Here is an 18,455-nt window from a genome sequence, read left to right as displayed (position 1 = left end):
TCAAGGGCGCAGCTCAGATCTTGGTGTGCATCTGGTAGCCCGGTGCAAAGGTCAGCCGCACCGAGGTGATCACCAGGCCCTTGTTCCAGGTGCTGCGGTCGATCACGAACAGGCCTTCGCCCTCCTTGCAGGCGAGGATCTCGGCTTCGCGCTTGCCTGCCGTCATCGCGGAAAACGAGAAGTCACCGCCTTCGAACGGGATATTGGCCACCAGCCATTCATTGGCGCTCTTGACGGTAAGATCGGCCGCTTCAATGCCGGGCACGGCTTGCGGGTTGATCCAGCGGTCGCCAAACACATAGGGCTTGCCGTCGGCCAGGTGCAAGGTCACCAAATGGATCAGCTTGACGCCCTGTTCGACCTGCATCCGGGCTCGAATGCCCGACGGCGGCACCGCCCGTTCTTGCGTCAGGACGGTATGACGATAGGTCTGGCCCTTGCTTTCGATCTCGTAACGGATCACCGGTATGTCAAGCGTCGCCTTACGCACCGGGTTGAGCGCCACCCGGGTTCCGGCCTTTCGGCGGCGGTCGAGCAGTCCGGATTCGGCAAGTGCCCTGAGCGCCCGGTTGACCGTGGCTCTGGCACAGCCGAACTCGATCGCCAGCTCCGCCTCGTTAGGAATGAAGTCTCCCGGTTTCCATTCGCGGGCATTGATCCGGCGCAGCACCTCCGCCTGCACCGACTGCCAGCTGTTGAATTCTCCCCCGCTCAAATAGCCTCTCCAAGCTCCTTCATCGTCTTCGCATAGGCAGAGACGATGGCCTCCCGTTTCACATGTCTGCCGCCCGTCACCATGTGACGTCCCGCCGACCAGACTTCTCCCACCATCCGGTCGTCGCCGGCGAATATATAGCAATCAAGGATGGTGTCGCCGCTTCTGCCGATCAGATCCACAGCCTCGGCGTCGAGTGCCATCATGTCCGCGAGCTTGCCCACTGCCAGCGTCCCGTTGTCGCGCGCCGAAACGCTTGCCCCGCCCGCGTTGATTGCGTCGAACAGTCGCCGTCCGGTCGATTTCTCCGGTGTCGCCAGCGCCGCGCGCGAGTGATCCCGCAGGCGCTGAGAATAGTCGAGAGTCCTGAGCTCTTCCGACAGCGAGATCCGGATATTGGAGTCCGAGCCAATGGCAATCGACCCGCCATTCTCGAACCAGCGCACGCCATCGAAGATACCGTCGCCGAGGCTGGATTCGGTGATCGGGCAAAGTCCGGCAACTGCGCCGCTGCGGGCAAGCCCTTCTGTCTCGTGACCGAGCATCTGGGTGCAATGAATAAAACAGTGCCGCGCATCGAGCTCCATCGTGTCAAGCACCAGCTCGACAGGCCGTTTGCCGTGGGCCGCCTTGATTTCTTCGACCTCGGCGATCTGCTCGGCCAAATGCATATGAAACGGGTTGGTACCCGCAAGCTCCGCATGATGGGCTAGGTCCTCCGACGCAATCGCGCGCAGGCTGTGTGGCGCCACGCCGATGCGGCTGTCTGAGGGAAGGGGAGTCAGAGCTTCTGCGGATTTCGAATGCAGCTCGGCATAGGAGTCAAGCGTGTTGCCGAAACGGATCTGTCCCGGCCCCAGCGCCCGCTTGTCGCAGCCGCCATACTGATAATGCACCGGCAGCAGCGTCAGCCCCATTCCGGTGGTGGCGCTGGCCGCTGCGATCCGTTCGGCCATTTCAGCGATGTTACTGTAGGGCACGCCGCCGGGCTGATGGTGCAGGTAATGAAACTCGACATTGGCGGAGTAGCCTGCTTCCAGCATTTCCATCTGCACGAAAGCGGCAATTGCCTCGACATGCTCCGGCGTCAGCCGGTCGAGAAAGCGGAACATCAACTGCCGCCAGGTCCAGAATGAATCAGAAGCATCGGGCCCGCGTTTCTCGGTCAGCCCGGCCATGGCGCGCTGAAACGCGTGGCTGTGGCAATTGGCCGGCGCGGGCAGCAGGATCCCGGTTCTGTGTCCCTCTGCCTGAGCGTTCGTTTCGATGGTTTTGATCAGGCCGTCTGCGTTGATTTCCATCCGCACATTCTCGGCCCAGCCGCTTTCCAGCAACGCTTTCTCAGCCCAGACAATCGTCATTGTGATACGCCTCTTGACAGGTTTTTATGTATATACTTATAGTCCAATAACACGGACATAACAACGGCGAAATCATGCTTCTGATCAACGCGACATTGGCGACCATGGATGGCTCGCCAGCTTACGGGCTGGTCAAGCAGGGGGCTGTCGCAATCCGGTCGGGCCAGATCGCCTGGGCCGGACCTGCAAGCGATCTGCCGGGCGAGTATGGGCAGGACGAACGTCATGAACTGGAAGGCCGGCTGGTCACTCCGGCGCTGATCGATTGCCACACCCATGTCGTTCACGGCGGCAACCGCGCCCGTGAATTCGAGATGCGGCTTGAAGGTGCAAGCTACGAGGAAGTCGCCCGCGCAGGCGGCGGCATCGTCTCCACGGTCGCCGCCACCCGCGCCGCATCTCGGGAGCAACTGCTTGCCGATGCCTTGCCCCGCATCGACGCGATGATCGCCGAGGGCGTTTCCACCATCGAGATCAAGTCGGGATATGGCCTCGATGCTGAAAATGAGCTGAAAATGCTGCGCGCTGCCAGAGCCGTTGCTGAGAGCCGCCCGGTGCGGGTCAGGACCAGCTTCCTCGGCGCCCATGCCGTGCCGCCTGAATACAAGGGACGGCCGGACGCCTATATCGACGATGTCTGCATCCCGGCGCTCGAGGCAGCCCATGCCGAAGGGCTGGTCGATGCGGTTGACGGGTTCTGCGAGGGCATTGCCTTCACGCCGGACCAGATCGCCCGCGTCTTCGACAAGGCCAAGTCGCTGGGCATCCCGGTCAAGCTGCATGCGGAACAGCTTTCCAATCTCGGCGGCACGAAGCTGGCTGCTCAGTACGGCGCGCTGTCTGCCGATCACCTCGAATATGCCACGGCAGAAGATGCCGCAGCCATGGCTAAAGCCGGCAGCCTGGCCGTGATCCTGCCCGGCGCCTTCTACACCCTGCGGGAGACTGCGGCGCCGCCCATCGAAGCCTTCCGTAAGGCCGGAGTTCCGATGGCGGTTGCCACCGACTGCAATCCCGGGTCCTCGCCGATGTCGTCACTGCTTCTGAGCATGAACATGGCCTGCACCCTGTTCCGGATGACGCCCGAAGAGGCATTTGCCGGCGTGACCCGGAACGCCGCCCGCGCTCTTGGCCTTGAAGATGCCGGCCAGATCAAGTCCGGCCTGCGCGCCGACCTCGCTGTCTGGGATGTCGAGCACCCGGCGGAACTGGCCTACCGTATCGGATACAACCCGCTCTGGAAGCGGATTTTTGGAGGCGCATTGTGACGCTGACGCTCATTCCCGGTCAGGCGACGCTTGACCAGCTCGAACAGATCTGGCGCAGCGGCGCCGCTGCAAGTCTTGATGACAGCGCCATGCCCGCAATCGAGGCGGCGGCGGAACTGGTTCGCACAGCCGCAGCCGGCGACGAGGCGGTCTATGGCGTCAACACCGGTTTCGGCAAGCTCGCCAGCGTGCGCATCAAGCCCGGTGATACCGCACAGCTGCAGCGCAATCTGATCCTGTCGCATTGCTGCGGCGTCGGCGAACCGCTCGATGTCGCCACCACCAGACTGATGATGGCGCTCAAGCTGCTCTCGGCCGGTCGCGGCGCATCCGGCATCACTTGGAAGACGCTGTCGGTTATCCAGAGCATGCTGCGCCAAGGCGTCACTCCGGTGGTTCCGAGCCAGGGCTCCGTCGGCGCATCGGGCGATCTTGCCCCGCTCGCGCACATGGCCGCCGCCATGATCGGTGAAGGCGAGGCAATGTTCAGCGGCGAACGCATGCCTGCCGCCGAAGCACTTTCGAAGGCCGGCATCGAACCCGCTGTTCTGGCCCCGAAGGAGGGTCTCGGCCTGATCAACGGCACGCAATTCTCCACCGCATGTGCACTGGTCGGTTATTTCGGCGCCATCCGCAATCTTGAGGCGAGCGTGGTCTCGTCCTGCCTCTCGACCGACGCGATCATGGGCTCGACCGCGCCTCTGGAAGAAGGCATTCACGCTTTCCGCGGACATCGCGGTCAGATCGACATTGCCCGCGCCATGCGCGCGGTTATGCAGGGCTCGGTGATCCGCGAGAGCCATCGCGACGGGGATACCCGCGTGCAGGATCCCTATTGCATCCGCTGCCAGCCGCAGGTTGCGGGTGCCGCCCTGGATCTGCTGCGCCAGGCCGGCAAGACGCTGGAGATCGAGGCCAATGCAGTCTCCGACAACCCGCTGGTTCTTGTGGCCGAAGGAAAGATCGTCTCGGGTGGAAACTTCCATGCCGAACCGGTGGCCTTTGCCGCTGACCAGATCGCCCTTGCCATCGCCGAGATCGGCGCCATTGCCCAGCGCCGCGTTGCCCTGATGGTGGATCCGACCCTGTCCTTCGATCTGCCACCGTTCCTGACGCCCGAACCGGGGCTCAATTCGGGCCTGATGATCGCCGAAGTCACCACCGCGGCACTGATGAGCGAGAACAAGCATCTCGCCAATCCCTGCTCGACCGATTCCACGCCCACCTCTGCCAACCAGGAAGACCATGTCTCCATGGCTGCTCACGGCGCGCGGAGGCTCAAGCGGATGAACGGCAATCTCAACGTCATCATCGGTGTCGAGCTGATCTGTGCCGCGCAGGGCGTCGAGTTTCGCGCGCCGCTGACTACGAGCCCTGTGCTGCAGGGCGCGGTGGACCTGATCCGCACCGAAATCGCCACGCTCACCGACGACCGATTCATGGCCGGCGACATCGCAAAGGCAGCAGAACTGGTGGCCGAGGGCAGGGTGCAGAACGAGTGCGCTGTGGCACAATTGCTCCAAGGGGAGGCGGCATGACCCCGGTCGACATCAAACGCGGCGACAGCCCGCTGGTGCTTGGACTGCCGCACACCGGCACCTTCGTGCCCGAGGATATTTTCGCCCGTCTGACACCGCTGGGCCAGACGCTCGGCGACACCGACTGGCATGTCGACCGGCTCTATGACGGCCTGCTCGACGGCGTCACCACCGTTCGCGCCAATTTCCATCGCTACGTCATCGATGCCAACCGTGATCCGTCCGGTGCAAGCCTCTATCCCGGCCAGAATACAACCGGGCTGGTGCCTATGACCAACTTTGACGGCGAGCCGTTGTGGCTGGAAGAACCGGATGCCGACGAGATCGAGGCCCGCCGTCAGGCCTGGCACGCGCCCTATCACGCAGCGCTGGAAGCCGAGCTGGAGCGGGTCCGCGCGATCCATGGCGTCGTCATCCTTTATGACTGCCATTCGATCCGTTCCAACATTCCATACCTGTTCGATGGCCGGCTTCCCGATTTCAACATCGGCACCAACAATGGCGAAACCTGCGCCCCGGTGATCGAGTCCGTGGTGGTGGGCATCTGCGCGGGCGCCGAAGGTTATTCCAGCGTGCTTAACGGCCGCTTCAAGGGCGGCTGGACCACCCGGCATTACGGACGGCCGGACGAGAACATGCACGCCATCCAGATGGAGCTGGCGCAGAGCACGCATCTGGCCGCAGAAGAGCTTCCCTTCGATTATGATGTCGAAAAAGCGGAGCGGCTGCGCGTGCACCTCAAGACAATTCTGAATTCAGTTGCTGACCTTGCAGCATCATTGGGAGGCCGATCATGACCAATCCGAGACACAACCAGCGCGACATCTATCCGCCGACCGGCACCGAGATCACCGCAAAGAGCTGGCTCACCGAAGCGCCGATGCGCATGTTGATGAACAATCTGCATCCCGATGTGGCCGAAAATCCGCATGAGCTGGTGGTCTATGGCGGTATTGGCCGGGCAGCGCGCACCTGGGCGGATTTCGATCAGATCGTCGCAAGTCTGAAGAACCTCGAAGGGGATGAAACGCTGGTGGTCCAGTCGGGCAAGCCGGTGGCCGTGGTCCGCACCCATGCGGATGCGCCGCGCGTGCTGATCGCCAATTCCAATCTGGTGCCGCACTGGGCCAACTGGGACCATTTCAACGAGCTCGACAAGCGCGGTCTTGCCATGTACGGCCAGATGACCGCCGGGTCCTGGATTTATATCGGCACCCAGGGCATCGTTCAGGGCACCTATGAGACCTTCGCCGAAGCCGGCCGGCAACATTATGGCGGCGACCTCAAGGGCAAGTGGATCCTGACCGGTGGCCTTGGTGGAATGGGCGGCGCTCAGCCGCTCGCTGCGGTGATGGCCGGCGCCTGCTGCCTGGCTGTCGAATGCGATGAAACCCGCATCGATTTCCGCCTGCGCACCCGTTATGTCGACGAAAAGGCCAAGACGCTGGATGAAGCCCTGGCCATGATCGACAAGTGGACCAAGGCAGGTGAAAGCAAATCCGTCGGCCTGGTCGGCAACGCGGCCGATGTTTTCATCGAACTGGCAGAACGCATGAAGGCCGGTGGACCCCGCCCGGACATCGTCACCGACCAGACCTCGGCCCATGATCCGCTGCATGGATACCTGCCGCAGGGCTGGACAGTCGCGGAATGGCGCGAAAAGCAGGAGAGCGATCCCAAGGCTGTGGAGAAGGCCGCTCGCGCTTCGATGAAAGCGCATGTTGCGGCGATGGTGGATTTCTGGAATGCCGGCGTGCCGACGCTCGATTACGGCAACAATATCCGCCAGGTGGCGCAGGACGAGGGGCTCGAGAATGCCTTCGATTTCCCGGGGTTCGTCCCTGCCTATATCCGCCCGTTGTTCTGCCGTGGTATCGGCCCGTTCCGCTGGTGCGCGCTCTCGGGCGATCCCGAGGACATCTACAAGACCGACGCCAAGATGAAGGAGCTGTTCCCGGACAACACCCATCTGCACAACTGGCTCGACATGGCGCGCGAGCGCATCGCCTTCCAGGGTCTGCCCGCACGTATCTGCTGGATCGGTCTTGGCGACCGCCATCGCGCCGGCCTGGCCTTCAACGAGATGGTGGCGTCCGGCGAACTGAAGGCCCCGATCGTCATTGGCCGCGATCACCTTGATTCCGGCTCGGTCGCCTCGCCCAACCGCGAGACCGAAGCCATGAAGGATGGCTCCGACGCCGTCAGCGACTGGCCGCTGCTCAATGCCCTGGTCAACACTGCCTCCGGCGCGACCTGGGTGTCGCTGCATCATGGCGGCGGCGTCGGCATGGGTTTCTCCCAGCATTCCGGCATGGTTGTCGTCGCTGACGGCACCGATGCGGCCGCCAAGCGGCTCGAGCGGGTGCTGTGGAACGATCCGGCTTCCGGTGTATGGCGTCATGCCGATGCCGGCTACGACATCGCGCTCGATTGCGCGCGCGAACACGGGCTCAACCTGCCCGCAATACTTGGGTGAACTCGAAACTGAGAGGACTGATCATGCAGAGAAGAAAATTCCTGAAGGCCGGCGTCGCCGGAGCAGCAGCCGCTGCAACACTTGCAACACCGGCTATCGCGCAGGACAAGCGCGAGTGGAAGATGGTGACCGCCTGGCCGAAGAACCTTCCCGGCCCGGGCGTTGCCGCCCAGCTTCTGGCCGATCGCATCACCACCCTGTCGGGCGGCCGCATCGAGGTCAAGCTCTATGCCGCGGGTGAAATCGTCCCCGGTCCCGGCGTCTTCGATGCCGTCTCCGAAGGCACTGCCGAGCTTTATCACGCTGTTCCGGCCTATTGGGGCTCCAAGTCCAAGGGCATCCTTCTTTTCGGCTCCCAGCCCTTCGGCCTGCGCGCCGACGAGCAGTTCGGCTGGATGCAGCATGGCGGTGGCCAGGCGCTCTATGACGAGATGTACGGTCGCTTCGGTGTCAAGCCGTTCCTGTGCGGCAACTCGGGTCCGCAGTGGGCCGGCTGGTTCCGCAACGAGATCAATTCGGTCGAGGATCTCAAGGGCCTGAAGTTCCGCACCACCGGGCTTGCCTCGGAGATGGCCACCAAGCTCGGCATGGCCGCCGAAGCCATGGGCGGACCGCCGATGTTCCAGGCGCTGCAGACCGGTGCGCTCGATGCTGGCGAGTTCATCGGCCCCTGGACCGATTCCGCGCTCGGCTTCTACCAGGTTGCCAAGAACTATTACTGGCCGGGTGTCGGTGAGCCGTCTTCGGCCGAGGAGTGTGGCGTCAATGCCAAGGCCTACGAGGAGCTGCCCGAAGACCTCAAGCAGGTGGTCTCGCTCGCCTGCGAAAGCCTCTACAACCCGGTCTGGACCGAGTACACCACCAAGCATGCCCAGTCGCTCAAGACCCTCGTGTCCGAGCACGGCGTCAATGTACGCAAGCTGCCTGACGATGTCATCGCGGCCATGGGCAAGGCGGCTGAAGAGGTTGTTGACGAGCTGCGTCAGAACGATGATGAACTGGTCAAGCGCATCACCGAAAGCTACATTTCCTACCGCGATCTGGTAGGTGGTTACATGACCTATGCCGACAACGGGCAGATGAACGCCCGCGCCTCTGTCATGGGCTACTGATACAAGATAAGGTTGGCGCGGGATCGGGATCCCGCGCCCGCCTTCCAGAGCAAGAGGGGACTGCATGCAGCGATTGGCTGACATTCTCGACGGCATCAGCCTGATGACGGCGAGCATCATTCGCTGGCTGGCGCTGATGATGGTGCTGGTGCAGTTTGCCATCGTGGTCGGACGCTATGTCTTCGGCGTCAACTCTATCGCGGTGCAGGAAAGCGTGCTCTACATGCATGCCACGCTGTTCATGCTCGGTGCCGCCTACACGCTGCTGGTGGATCAGCATGTCCGCGTCGACGTGTTCTATGCCAAGGCAACCGACACCACCCGCCGCCGCATCGACATTTTCGGCCATGTGGTCCTGTTGATCCCGTCGATGCTGGTGTTGCTCTACTGGTCCTGGCCCTCGGTCAGAAACTCCTGGAAAATTCTCGAAGGCCCAATTTCGGTCGGTGGTATCGAAGCCGTGTTTCTCCTCAAGTCTCTCATCCCCGCTTTCTGCATTCTTCTGGTGCTGCAGTCGCTCTCCTTGCTGATCCGCCTCCTGCTGCCTGGCACGTCCGCGTCAAAGGCTGATGCATGAGCGAGTATCTCGATCTCGTCATGTTCGCCGCCCTGATGGGCGCTATTCTGCTTGGCTTCCCGGTGTCGTTCTCGATCGCCGGAGTGGCGATTGTCTTTGCCTATCTCGGCTGGGCGATGGGCGCGATGGACATCACGCTCATGGGCGCCACCGGCCAGCGTGTATTCGGCCTGATCTCGAACCAGGTGCTGATCGCCATTCCTCTCTTCGTGCTGATGGGCGCGGTGCTTGAGAAGAGCCGCATCGCCGAGGAACTGCTTGATACCATGGGGCGGCTGTTTGGTCAGCTGTGCGGCGGTCTCGGTATCTCCGTGGTGCTGGTCGGCGCGCTGCTGGCCGCCTCCACGGGTATTGTCGGCGCCACTGTGGTCGCCATGGGAATGATCGCACTGCCGACCATGCTGCGCTCGGGCTATGATCCGCGCGTTGCCTCAGGCATTGTCTGCACAGCCGGTACGCTGGGCCAGATCATCCCGCCTTCGACACTGCTGATCATCCTGGCCGACGTGATGTCCAATGCCTACCAGCAGGCGCAGTACGAACAGGGCAAGTTTTCGGTCGAGGCACTCTCCGTCGGACAGTTCTTTGCCGCAGCCATCGTTCCCGGCCTGATGTTGGTGTTGCTTTACCTGGTCTACATCCTGTTTCGCGGCCTCATTCGGCCCGGTGACATGCCGCCGGCCACGCTCGACACGCCCAGGCCTGACCGGCGCGAGGTCGTCTCGGCCATCGTCCCACCGGTTCTGCTGATCATTGCCGTTCTCGGTGCCATTCTTGGCGGTGTCGCAACACCCACCGAAGCAGCCTCCGTCGGCGCCATCGGCGCGCTGCTGATGGCTGGCATCAGAACCGGAACCAACCCGAAGATCATCCTCGGTGGTGCTGCAGCCCTGATCGCGCTGGGCGTGCTTGCCGGGGTGTTTCCGGTTCGGCTGCAGCGCAGCGATCTGGGAGCTGCGTCGCTGACGGCAGGCGGGTTTTACATTCTCCTGGCCATCATCGGAGCGGCCGCGATCCTGGCTGCCCTGCGCGGAACCTTGCGCACCCGAACCCTGCATGCGGCGGTCGACTCCACTCTGACCATGACCGCCATGATCTTCGCCACCATTCTGGCAGCCGGCATGTTCTCGCTGGTCTTCATCGGACTGGGCGGAGAAGAGCGGGTGGCGCATATCCTGGGCAATATGCCCGGCGGACCGATGGGCGCGCTGCTGTTCTGCATGGCCTTTGTTTTCGTGCTCGGTTTCTTTCTCGATTTCGTCGAGATCTCTGTGATCGTGCTGCCCCTGATCGCGCCGCCGTTGATCATAATGGGACATGACCCCATCTGGCTTGGCGTGCTCCTGGCGATCAACCTGCAGACCAGCTTCCTGACGCCACCCTTCGGCTTCTCGCTGTTCTACCTGCGTGGTGCAGCACCACCTGAAGTCACCACCGGCCAGATCTATGCCGGCGTGGCGCCTTTCATCGGATTGCAGATTGTCGGCATTTCATTGGTCTGGCTGTTGCCGCAATTGGCAACCTGGCTTCCTGGTGCGATTTTCTAGAGTAATTCCAGCTGGACTGGGAACCGGTTTCGCGTCCGGAATTGCGAGAAAAAAGAAAATGAAGCATTTACGCTGACTGGGTTTCCGCCGGATCTGGTTTAGCGACAGGTTTGCTGTCTCGACCGCCGACGAAGGCATTCGCGCAGCTCCACGCCTCCATAGGCTCACCAAGACGCAGTTGATGAAGCAGCCCGCGCGAGCCGGGCGATTGCGCCACACGATTATTGTGGGATGATAGTCATTGGAATGATGAATTGCGAGCTTAATCCGATACTTCGCCGCTGATTGACACCCGAAGCCAAGCTATATAGCCTTCAATTGTCCAACAAATAAGACGTTGCTCGTAAACAGTATTGAAATCAGGGTCATGGTGGAGGCGCCGCGGGGGACGGCCACAAAATCTGAATTGAACAGACACTGGCGCGGCACGGAGGCTGGTGCCAGTGGAGCCGGCCGAAAAATCCGCCTGCGGTCACCACCAGCTGGCTCATGCGATTAAGTTATCGCTCGCAGCGCTGGGAGGCAGCTATCGGGCATATTGGGAGAAGATCGCCGCAGGACGTGGCATCTGGGAGGGTGCGGTCACAGCACCATTAGGAGGAGAAAGCATAATGAACAAGGGGACCGTTCTATCCACTGCGTTCATGGGACTGGCGGCATTGTCCATGATGGCGGTCACGTCGACGACCGCTCTGTCTCAGGAATTCAATCTGCGTATGCAGACCCATTACGCACCGGAAACCGTTTCGGGCAAGCTCGCACAGGGCTTCATCGACAATGTCGAGAAAATGTCCGGTGGCCGGGTCAAGATCGAGATGTTCTGGTCGTCCGCCGTTGTCGCGTCGGTCGAAGGGTTCGATGCTGCTGCAACCGGAATCATCGATGGCGAGATGCATGGCGGCGCCTACCAGACCGGCAAGAACCCGGCTTTCCAGTTCGTTGGCGACCCGATGGGCGGCTATGACAATCCCTATGAGCTCTACAGCTTTTTCTACAATGGCGGCGGCCGGGAAGCGGCGAATGAGCTTTACAATGCTTACAACATGCACCTTGTTGGCTGGTGGGCTGGTGGCCAGGAAGCCATGTCCTCTTCCAAGCCGTTGCGGGGCCTGGAGGACCTCAAAGATTGGAAGTTCCGCTCGCCACCGGGCCTTGAGACCGAGATCTTCGCTGAACTCGGCGCATCACCGATCGTGATGGATTTCACCGAAATCTTTACCGCACTGGAAACCGGCATCATCGACGGTGCCGACGCATCAAGCCTGGCCAACAATGTCGGGCTGGGGCTCTACGACATCGTCAAGCATGCCACGTTCCCCGGTTTCCACTCGATGCCGGTCGACCACGTGACCTTCAATCTTGATGTCTGGAACAGCTTCCCCGACGACATCAAGGCAATCATCGACACGGCAACGCAGGCCTTGGCCCTGCAGACCACTATGACCTTCGATATCGCCAATCTCGAGGCGGCCACCAAGCTCAAGAGCGAAGGTGTGACACTCTACGACTGGAGCCCCGAAGATCGCGCCGCGTTCCGAGCCGGCGCCATGCGTGCCTGGGATGGCTGGGCCGAGAAGACGCCTGAAGCCAAGGCTCTTGTGGAAGCTCACCACGACTTCCTGCGCCGCACCGGCAAGATCGAGTAGTCATCACGGCCACTCCCAGATGACGACAGGCGGGCTCTCCTGGAGCCCGCCTGTCCGCCGCAGCTAGTGAAAACAGGGCAGGGGTCTCAGGCATGACAGATCGCAGGGAGAGCGTGTGGTTGGGTCCGCTTCGCCAGCCGATGCGCAAGCTTATGATCGCCAGCACCATCGCGACGGGGGCTTTGTCGTTCTTCCTGATCACGGGCACCCTGTTCTTTGGCACCGGCATCGGCCTGAAGCAGTTTCTCTCTCCCGGCGAAATACCCTCCGTCGCCCTCACCATGATCGTAGGTTTTGTTGCCCTGCTATCGGCCAGCATTTACTTCTCCGACACGCGCGGCATGATTGAGCCGGAAGCGAAAGGTTTCTTCGATGTGGTCAGCCTGATCTGCTCGCGCCTGTCGATGATCGCCACGGCGGTGATCGTTCTGGTCATGTTTTACGAGGTGGTCTCGCGTTACGTCTTTACCAAGCCGACGCTGTGGGCCAACGAGCTGTCACTCTGGATCGCCGGATTCGTGTTTCTGCTTGCAGGCCTCTACGCCATGCAGCAGCGCAGCCATATTAGGATCTATGTGGTCTATGACCTGTTTCCACGCTGGCTGCAGAAGCTGTCCGACGTCGTCTCGGTGATTCTGATCTGGGCCTTTACCTTCATGCTGATCTGGGGCGGCTACAATGAATCCCGCGACAAGATCCTGCGCTGGGAAACATTCGGCACCGCCTGGGATCCACCGATCCCGGCGACGATCAAGCCCGCCATCTTGTTCATCATTCTTCTTGTCGCGGTTCAGGCGCTTTCCAACCTGATTGCCGACTGGAAAAAGATGCCGGAACATCATTCGCCGATAGATGAAATCGACGAGAGCGAAATCGAGATCATTCGCCGCAGCATCAAGGACTAGATGGATGGATATTGGCACACTGTCGCTGTTGCTGTTGGTCGGTCTCTTCGTACTTCTGGCAATGGGCATGCCGCTCGGCTTTGCGTCCGCTGCGCTGGCCGGTGCCGTGCTGCTGATGAAATTCGGGCCGGACCTTCTGTTCCGCGATTTCGGGCGTGGGCCGTTTGCGGTCCTTGGCCAGGCGATCTATCGCCAGATGACCAATTACGTGCTGATCTCGGTGCCGCTCTTCATCTTCATGGCCGCCTTGCTCGAACGAAGCGGCATTGCCAAGGATATGTATTCCTCACTCAATGTCTGGCTTTCGCGGACCCGGGGCGGTATCGCCATCGTCACCTCGGTCATGGCCGTGATCATGGCCGCCATGTCCGGCATCATCGGTGGCGAAGTCGTGTTGCTCGGACTGATTGCCTTGCCGCAGATGCTGCGCCTCGGGTACAACCAGAACCTGGCCATCGGCACCATCTGCGCCAGCGGGTCGCTGGGAACCATGATCCCGCCCTCGATCGTCCTCATTTTCTATGGTCTGATCACCGAAACCTCGATCAAGGCGCTGTTTACGGCCTCTTTCCTGCCCGGGCTCATGCTGGCATCGTTCTTCATAATCTACATCATCATACGTACCCGGTTGAACCCCGATCAGGCGCCGCTTCCCGAACCCGATCCAAACGACCCTGAAGGCCGTGAGAAGCTGGCCCTGTTCGGCGCTTTCCTCACGATCATGGTAATGGGCGCTACCACTCTGCTGCTGGTAAGGGCCCTGTTCCAGACCGTAACCGGCGGCAATGTGGTGCTGGAGGGAGTGGATCCGATTCCCCTCGGCATGGTGACGCATATTCCCTATTTTCTCGGCATTCTTGTCGCCGGGGCGCTGGCGCTGCAGTTCGGTTTCGGCCGGGAACGGGTGTTGACAGGCTGGACCATGGGCAAGGGGCTGGTGGCCCCCATCGTCGTCATCGGTGTGGTGCTCGGGTCGATCTATGGCGGCATCACCGGCATCACCGAAGCCGCGGCGATGGGTGTCATTGCGGTGTTCCTGATCAGCCTGGCCCGCGGCGAAATGAGTTTCGACGTGGTCTGGGATTCGCTGATGCGGACGATGAAATCGACCGGCACGATCATCTGGGTCACGATCGGTGCAGCCGCACTCGCCGCAGCCTATACCCTGGTCGGCGGACCGACCTATGTCGCCAACCTGATCATCGGAGCCGATCTGCCGACGATGGGGGTCATTTTGCTGATGATGCTGATTTTCCTTATCATGGGCATGTTCATGGATTGGGTCGGCATCGTGCTCCTGATCATGCCGGTGTTCCTGCCCATCGTGCAGCGCCTGCCAGTGGAGGAGATCGGCTTCCTCGGTTCGATCGATCCGAAATATGTTGCGATCTGGTTTGGCGTGGTGTTCTGCATGAACATGCAGGTGTCGTTCTTGTCTCCGCCGTTCGGGCCGGCGGCGTTCTACCTCAAATCGGTGGCGCCGGCCCACATCACGCTGATCGACATTTTCCGCGGTTTTCTGCCCTTCATAGGGCTGCAGCTTCTGGCGTTGGCGATGTTGCTGGTATTCCCCCAGATCGTCACAGTTTTCATCGCCGGCTGATTTTCACGCGGCATTGTCTATCCGGAAGTCGATCGGCTTGTAGCGGAAATTGTTTGACTGCCCGGCGGAGCAGGCGGTCATTGCGATGATCAGATCCATTTCAGCCCGGAAGACGGTTTTCTGTCCTGGTTTGCTCTTCGGCGGCAGCACCTTGATTTCGCCGCTGTCGCTGTCGACCGCCACATGCATGAACACGTTGAAGGCAGTCGGGATCGCATCCGGGCCGATGCCGTAGGGCGCGAGTGCGTTTTCCAGGTTCCCTTGGCAGCCGTGATGCGGGTCCTTGTCACCATAGATGATGCGGAAAGTGTCGCGCGAGCAGGGCGTCAGGCTGAAATCATGCCGGCCAACTTCGTCCTCGACGATCTTGAGCATAGGAACGGAACGGTTCGAATAAAGGATGTCGCCGGTGGTCAGGAACATTCGTCCGGCATAGTCGATCGAGCGGCCGGAGGAGAGATACTCCCTTGTATCCTCCGCATTGTAGGCGACAAGGTCGGAGACCTGCTCGCCTTCCGGATCAACAACTGTGAGCAGCTGACCCTTTTTCAGTTCGAAGGCGGTGCCGCTGCGCGGGGGAATTCGGTTGGTCATCTCAGGCTACTTCCTTGTGTGCAAAGGGGCATTTCCATTCCGGATCGACAGCGCGTCCACTGTACTGACGGGCTTCGGAGGCTTCGCCGTGATCATTGAGCATCGGGTTGATGCTGCCGGCCAACGCCTCGTCGCGCTTGCGGATGATCTCCTTCATCTTGTCGAAACGCCCATCAGCCCTGAGTTTCTCGAACTGCAGGTGCGAGTTGAACACCAGCACCGGTTTCTCAAAGCGCCGCGCGGGGCGCGATGCGTTCGGGTGAAGGCCAATCACAAAGAACGGCTCCCCGCCGACGCTGAGCGAGAAGTGGGGCGATTGCGGATCCGGATCAACGGCCTCACTCCAAGCCTGGCCGCTGACAACGTCCAGATTGTGCAGGCATTGCAGCCGGTTCCACAGGGCCTTTTCGAAAGCCTCTTCATCTAGCCCGTCGGGACCGTCAAAAATTACCACAAATGAGCGCACGATGGGGCTATCGTGGTCAAGCTTGTCACTGAAATCCCGCAGGGCGCGGTGGATCTCCACATCGTCTGTCGCGCTGTCAATTTTGCCCACCGGCAGCACCGATAAGGCGTCACGGGCAAGAGCTGACTTGGCGCCGACGCAGGGAAATTCGGCGTTCTGAATGAATTGCTGAAATGACTTGGAAATGTCGGTCATCGGTACTGGTCTCACTCTCCAAGGGCCTGTTCAGGCAGGTTGCAGAGCTAAACGACTTCCGGGTGAGGAAGTTCCAGAGATTTCTCGCGGCGCCAGGCAGTCAAGTGCTCAGCACTTGATATGCGGCTAACCGATTGGGGAACCAGCAGCGGTGTGCGGCGTTGGTATCCATGCTCAAGACGCTGGAGACACCGCAATGGGAGAGACCCTGTTTGAAATCGAGAACTGGAGAGGCGGCTGGTACTACAAGCTTGGAAGTCGCTATACCGGTCCCTTCAACCGCAGAGATGCCGCCGTCGCCGCCGGGCGCGCAGAGATTGATCCCCTGTTGGCGCCGGGGAGCAGCAGCCTGCGCGCCTCGCTCGCACGTCAGTGTCCACTAACACCGGAATACGGCGCAATGGAACAGCGCGAGCGCGCGGCCTCGCTTGGGATGACATTCAGGCTTCCGGGGATTGGGGGGTATACGTGATCGCCGGGGTTCTCGTCACACTTGCTGCGATCTGCCTGCTGGCCAGCCTCATTCCGCTGCTGCCGTTCGGCCACGGCATGGTCCGTTCTTTCGACTTTGGCAGGCTTCAGGCCATTGCGGTATCTGCACTCGTGATCCTTGCATCGGCAGTTGCCGGGCTGGATAGCAGGGTGCTCGTTGCGGCTGCGCTGATGGCCGCTGTCGCGGGGGCGATCCAGCTTGCCTACGTGGTTCGCTTCACGCCACTTTGGCCGGTGCAGACCGCGCAATTCAAAGGCGGCGAAGCAGCGCCAACTATCTCCGTGCTTGCCTGCAACGTCAAACAGGGCAATCGCGACTACCAGCGCGTTATTGACCTGGTCAACCAGCGTCAGCCCGACGTCGCCGTCTTCATGGAAACCGACCAGGCTTGGGCGGATGCTCTGCGGCCATGTCTTTCGGATTTCCGCGAACGGATCGAGCAACCGCAGGACGACAGTTACGGCATGGTCTTCGCCAGCCGCCTGCCGCTGAGCGAGAGCAAGATCCAGTTCCTGCTCAACGACGAGGTGCCAAGCATATCCTGCGTCGCGCGGCTGCCTGGGGGACGGGACGTCCGCATCATCGCGCTGCACCCTGAGCCTCCCTTGCCTACCCGCGATACACTTGGTCGGGATGCGGAGATCCTTGTGGCTGCCAAGCTCGCCCGCGATGAACCGCTTCCGGTGGTCGTGACAGGCGATCTCAACGATGTCGCCTGGTCGCGTACCACGCGCCGGTTTTTGCGGATCTCCGGACTGCTTGATCCACGCCAGGGCCGTGGCATGTTCAACTCATTTGACGCGCGGTACTGGTTCCTGCGCTGGCCGCTTGACCATATTTTCCACTCGCGCGATTTCCAGCTTGTGTCGATTGAGCGGCAGCAATTTGTCGGCTCCGATCATTTTCCGATGTTTTACCGCCTGGCGCTGACTGCGGAGAAAAGCCGCAACGACCCGCCTTCAGCACCTTCGCGCGAGGACCTCGAAGAAGCGGATGAAGCCGTCGAAGTGGAAAGCAACCGGTCGCGTCCGCCTGCGGGAACTGACTGGGAGTCGTAACACCGGACTGGCAATCGGAGCTGCTGAAGCTACGTCGAGCGGCCCCGCCTCAACTCCGGCAAGGGAGCAACATCGTGAACCTGATCCTGTTGGCCGCCGGGTTTTCCCTTCTTGTGGTGATCGTATTCGATATCGCCTATTCCACGATCAGCGCCAACCAGACCGGTCCTGTGACCACCCGGATCGCCATGGGCCTGTGGACGGCCTTCCGCTTTCTCGCTTCCCGCATGGGCCAGGACATGGTGCTGCGCGTTGCGGGTCCCTTCGTGATGAGCGGGCTGGCACTAAGCTGGATAGCCCTGACCTCTCTTGGCTGGCTTCTCATCTTTCGCAGCGAGGCGAACAACCTTGTGCTCAAGGAGACCGGGGAGGCTGCAAACTGGCTGCAAGCCTACGCCTATGTCGGCAGTGCCCTGTCGACGGTAGGATCTTCCAACGTTCGTGCAGCGACCACGTTATGGGACAATCTGACGGTGGTTGCCGCGGTCAACGGAATGATCGTACTCACGTTGTCTGTCACTTTTGTTCTCAACGTGACCCAGACTGTGGCAGCCGGACGGAGCTTTTCCGCGCTGATCGGAGTGCGGGATCCTGCCGATCCGTCCAATGACGACCTGCTGATGCCCGCACTGGCAGATATTTGTACCCGGCTGAACGCGTCGCCGCTGGCGCTCTACTACACCCCGATGCACGGGAAACGAAGTGTTCCGATGAGCCTCGAATGGCTGGCACGACGGGTGGCGGGCGACACCCAGAGAGCCCACCATTACCGTCAGCTGCTCGGGGAGCTGCCGTATCTCGATATTGATGCCGATTCTGATCCCGACCAGTTCCCCGCGGCGATGAAGGAGTGGGCCTCACGCTTCAGCACGATGAACCGCTGAAGCATGACTGCGTGATC

17 protein-coding genes are annotated in these 18,455 nt (G+C 61.1%); 13 read left to right on the top strand and 4 right to left on the bottom strand.

Annotation, left to right across the window (positions count from 1 at the left end):
• Window positions 1–13: 13 nt before the first annotated feature.
• Window positions 14–715, bottom strand: coding sequence for a histidine utilization transcriptional repressor HutC (locus tag CRO46_RS15835; RefSeq protein ID WP_244577926.1), 702 nt, complete (start codon window positions 713–715; stop codon window positions 14–16).
• Complete coding sequence (locus CRO46_RS15830; protein WP_097108780.1) at window positions 712–2,076, bottom strand: formimidoylglutamate deiminase; 1,365 nt, start codon at window positions 2,074–2,076, stop codon at window positions 712–714. Before CRO46_RS15830 ends, CRO46_RS15835 begins: the two co-directional genes overlap by 4 nt.
• Before the next feature lie 74 nt (window positions 2,077–2,150).
• Here CRO46_RS15830 and hutI point away from each other — a divergent pair, with 74 nt between their 5' ends.
• From hutI to CRO46_RS15780, 10 genes are all read left to right on the top strand, one after another.
• Window positions 2,151–3,344, top strand: coding sequence for an imidazolonepropionase (gene hutI / locus CRO46_RS15825; protein WP_097108779.1), 1,194 nt, complete (start codon window positions 2,151–2,153; stop codon window positions 3,342–3,344).
• Window positions 3,341–4,882, top strand: a complete 1,542-nt coding sequence (gene hutH / locus CRO46_RS15820) for a histidine ammonia-lyase (RefSeq protein ID WP_097108778.1) — start codon at window positions 3,341–3,343, stop codon at window positions 4,880–4,882. The genes hutI and hutH overlap by 4 nt, the downstream gene beginning before the upstream one ends.
• Complete coding sequence (gene hutG / locus CRO46_RS15815) at window positions 4,879–5,679, top strand: N-formylglutamate deformylase (protein WP_097108777.1); 801 nt, start codon at window positions 4,879–4,881, stop codon at window positions 5,677–5,679. The genes hutH and hutG overlap by 4 nt, the downstream gene beginning before the upstream one ends.
• Window positions 5,676–7,358, top strand: a complete 1,683-nt coding sequence (hutU, locus tag CRO46_RS15810; protein WP_097108776.1) for a urocanate hydratase — start codon at window positions 5,676–5,678, stop codon at window positions 7,356–7,358. Before hutG ends, hutU begins: the two co-directional genes overlap by 4 nt.
• 23 nt (window positions 7,359–7,381) lie before the next feature.
• A complete protein-coding gene (locus CRO46_RS15805; RefSeq protein WP_097108775.1) occupies window positions 7,382–8,470 on the top strand; it encodes a TRAP transporter substrate-binding protein in 1,089 nt (362 codons plus the stop codon).
• 64 nt (window positions 8,471–8,534) lie between these two features.
• Window positions 8,535–9,047: a TRAP transporter small permease subunit gene (locus CRO46_RS15800; protein WP_097108774.1), complete on the top strand. Its 513-nt coding sequence runs from the start codon at window positions 8,535–8,537 to the stop codon at window positions 9,045–9,047.
• Window positions 9,044–10,594, top strand: a complete 1,551-nt coding sequence (locus CRO46_RS15795) for a TRAP transporter large permease (protein WP_097108773.1) — start codon at window positions 9,044–9,046, stop codon at window positions 10,592–10,594. Before CRO46_RS15800 ends, CRO46_RS15795 begins: the two co-directional genes overlap by 4 nt.
• Window positions 10,595–11,205: 611 nt before the next feature.
• Complete coding sequence (locus tag CRO46_RS15790) at window positions 11,206–12,240, top strand: TRAP transporter substrate-binding protein (protein ID WP_097108772.1); 1,035 nt, start codon at window positions 11,206–11,208, stop codon at window positions 12,238–12,240.
• A gap of 92 nt (window positions 12,241–12,332) precedes the next feature.
• Complete coding sequence (locus CRO46_RS15785; protein ID WP_179759090.1) at window positions 12,333–13,145, top strand: TRAP transporter small permease subunit; 813 nt, start codon at window positions 12,333–12,335, stop codon at window positions 13,143–13,145.
• Between the two features lie 4 nt (window positions 13,146–13,149).
• Entirely contained in the window at window positions 13,150–14,748 is a 1,599-nt protein-coding gene (locus CRO46_RS15780; RefSeq protein WP_097108770.1) for a TRAP transporter large permease, read from the top strand.
• Between the two features lie 3 nt (window positions 14,749–14,751).
• Here CRO46_RS15780 and CRO46_RS15775 read toward each other — a convergent pair whose 3' ends face one another.
• Entirely contained in the window at window positions 14,752–15,342 is a 591-nt protein-coding gene (locus tag CRO46_RS15775) for a DUF1989 domain-containing protein (protein WP_097108769.1), read from the bottom strand.
• Between the two features lies 1 nt (window position 15,343).
• The gene (gntA, locus tag CRO46_RS15770) at window positions 15,344–16,003 is read right to left on the bottom strand and encodes a guanitoxin biosynthesis heme-dependent pre-guanitoxin N-hydroxylase GntA (protein WP_097108768.1); all 660 of its coding nucleotides are present in this window, start codon (window positions 16,001–16,003) and stop codon (window positions 15,344–15,346) included.
• A 196-nt stretch (window positions 16,004–16,199) separates the two neighbouring features.
• Here gntA and CRO46_RS15765 point away from each other — a divergent pair, with 196 nt between their 5' ends.
• The 3 genes from CRO46_RS15765 to CRO46_RS15755 all read left to right on the top strand — a co-directional run bounded on the left by CRO46_RS15765 (window position 16,200) and on the right by CRO46_RS15755 (window position 18,438).
• Window positions 16,200–16,475, top strand: coding sequence for a hypothetical protein (locus tag CRO46_RS15765; RefSeq protein WP_097108767.1), 276 nt, complete (start codon window positions 16,200–16,202; stop codon window positions 16,473–16,475).
• On the top strand, window positions 16,472–17,554 hold the full coding sequence (locus CRO46_RS15760) for an endonuclease/exonuclease/phosphatase family protein (protein ID WP_097108766.1): 1,083 nt from the start codon (window positions 16,472–16,474) through the stop codon (window positions 17,552–17,554). Before CRO46_RS15765 ends, CRO46_RS15760 begins: the two co-directional genes overlap by 4 nt.
• Before the next feature lie 74 nt (window positions 17,555–17,628).
• On the top strand, window positions 17,629–18,438 hold the full coding sequence (locus CRO46_RS15755) for a hypothetical protein (RefSeq protein ID WP_097108765.1): 810 nt from the start codon (window positions 17,629–17,631) through the stop codon (window positions 18,436–18,438).
• Window positions 18,439–18,455: the final 17 nt, after the last annotated feature.

Source organism: Parahoeflea halophila, assembly GCF_900220985.1.
Classification (GTDB): Bacteria; Pseudomonadota; Alphaproteobacteria; order Rhizobiales; family Rhizobiaceae; genus Hoeflea; species Hoeflea halophila.
Note: the sequence above shows the minus strand (reverse complement) of the source record. Positions and strands in the feature narration are given on the sequence as shown.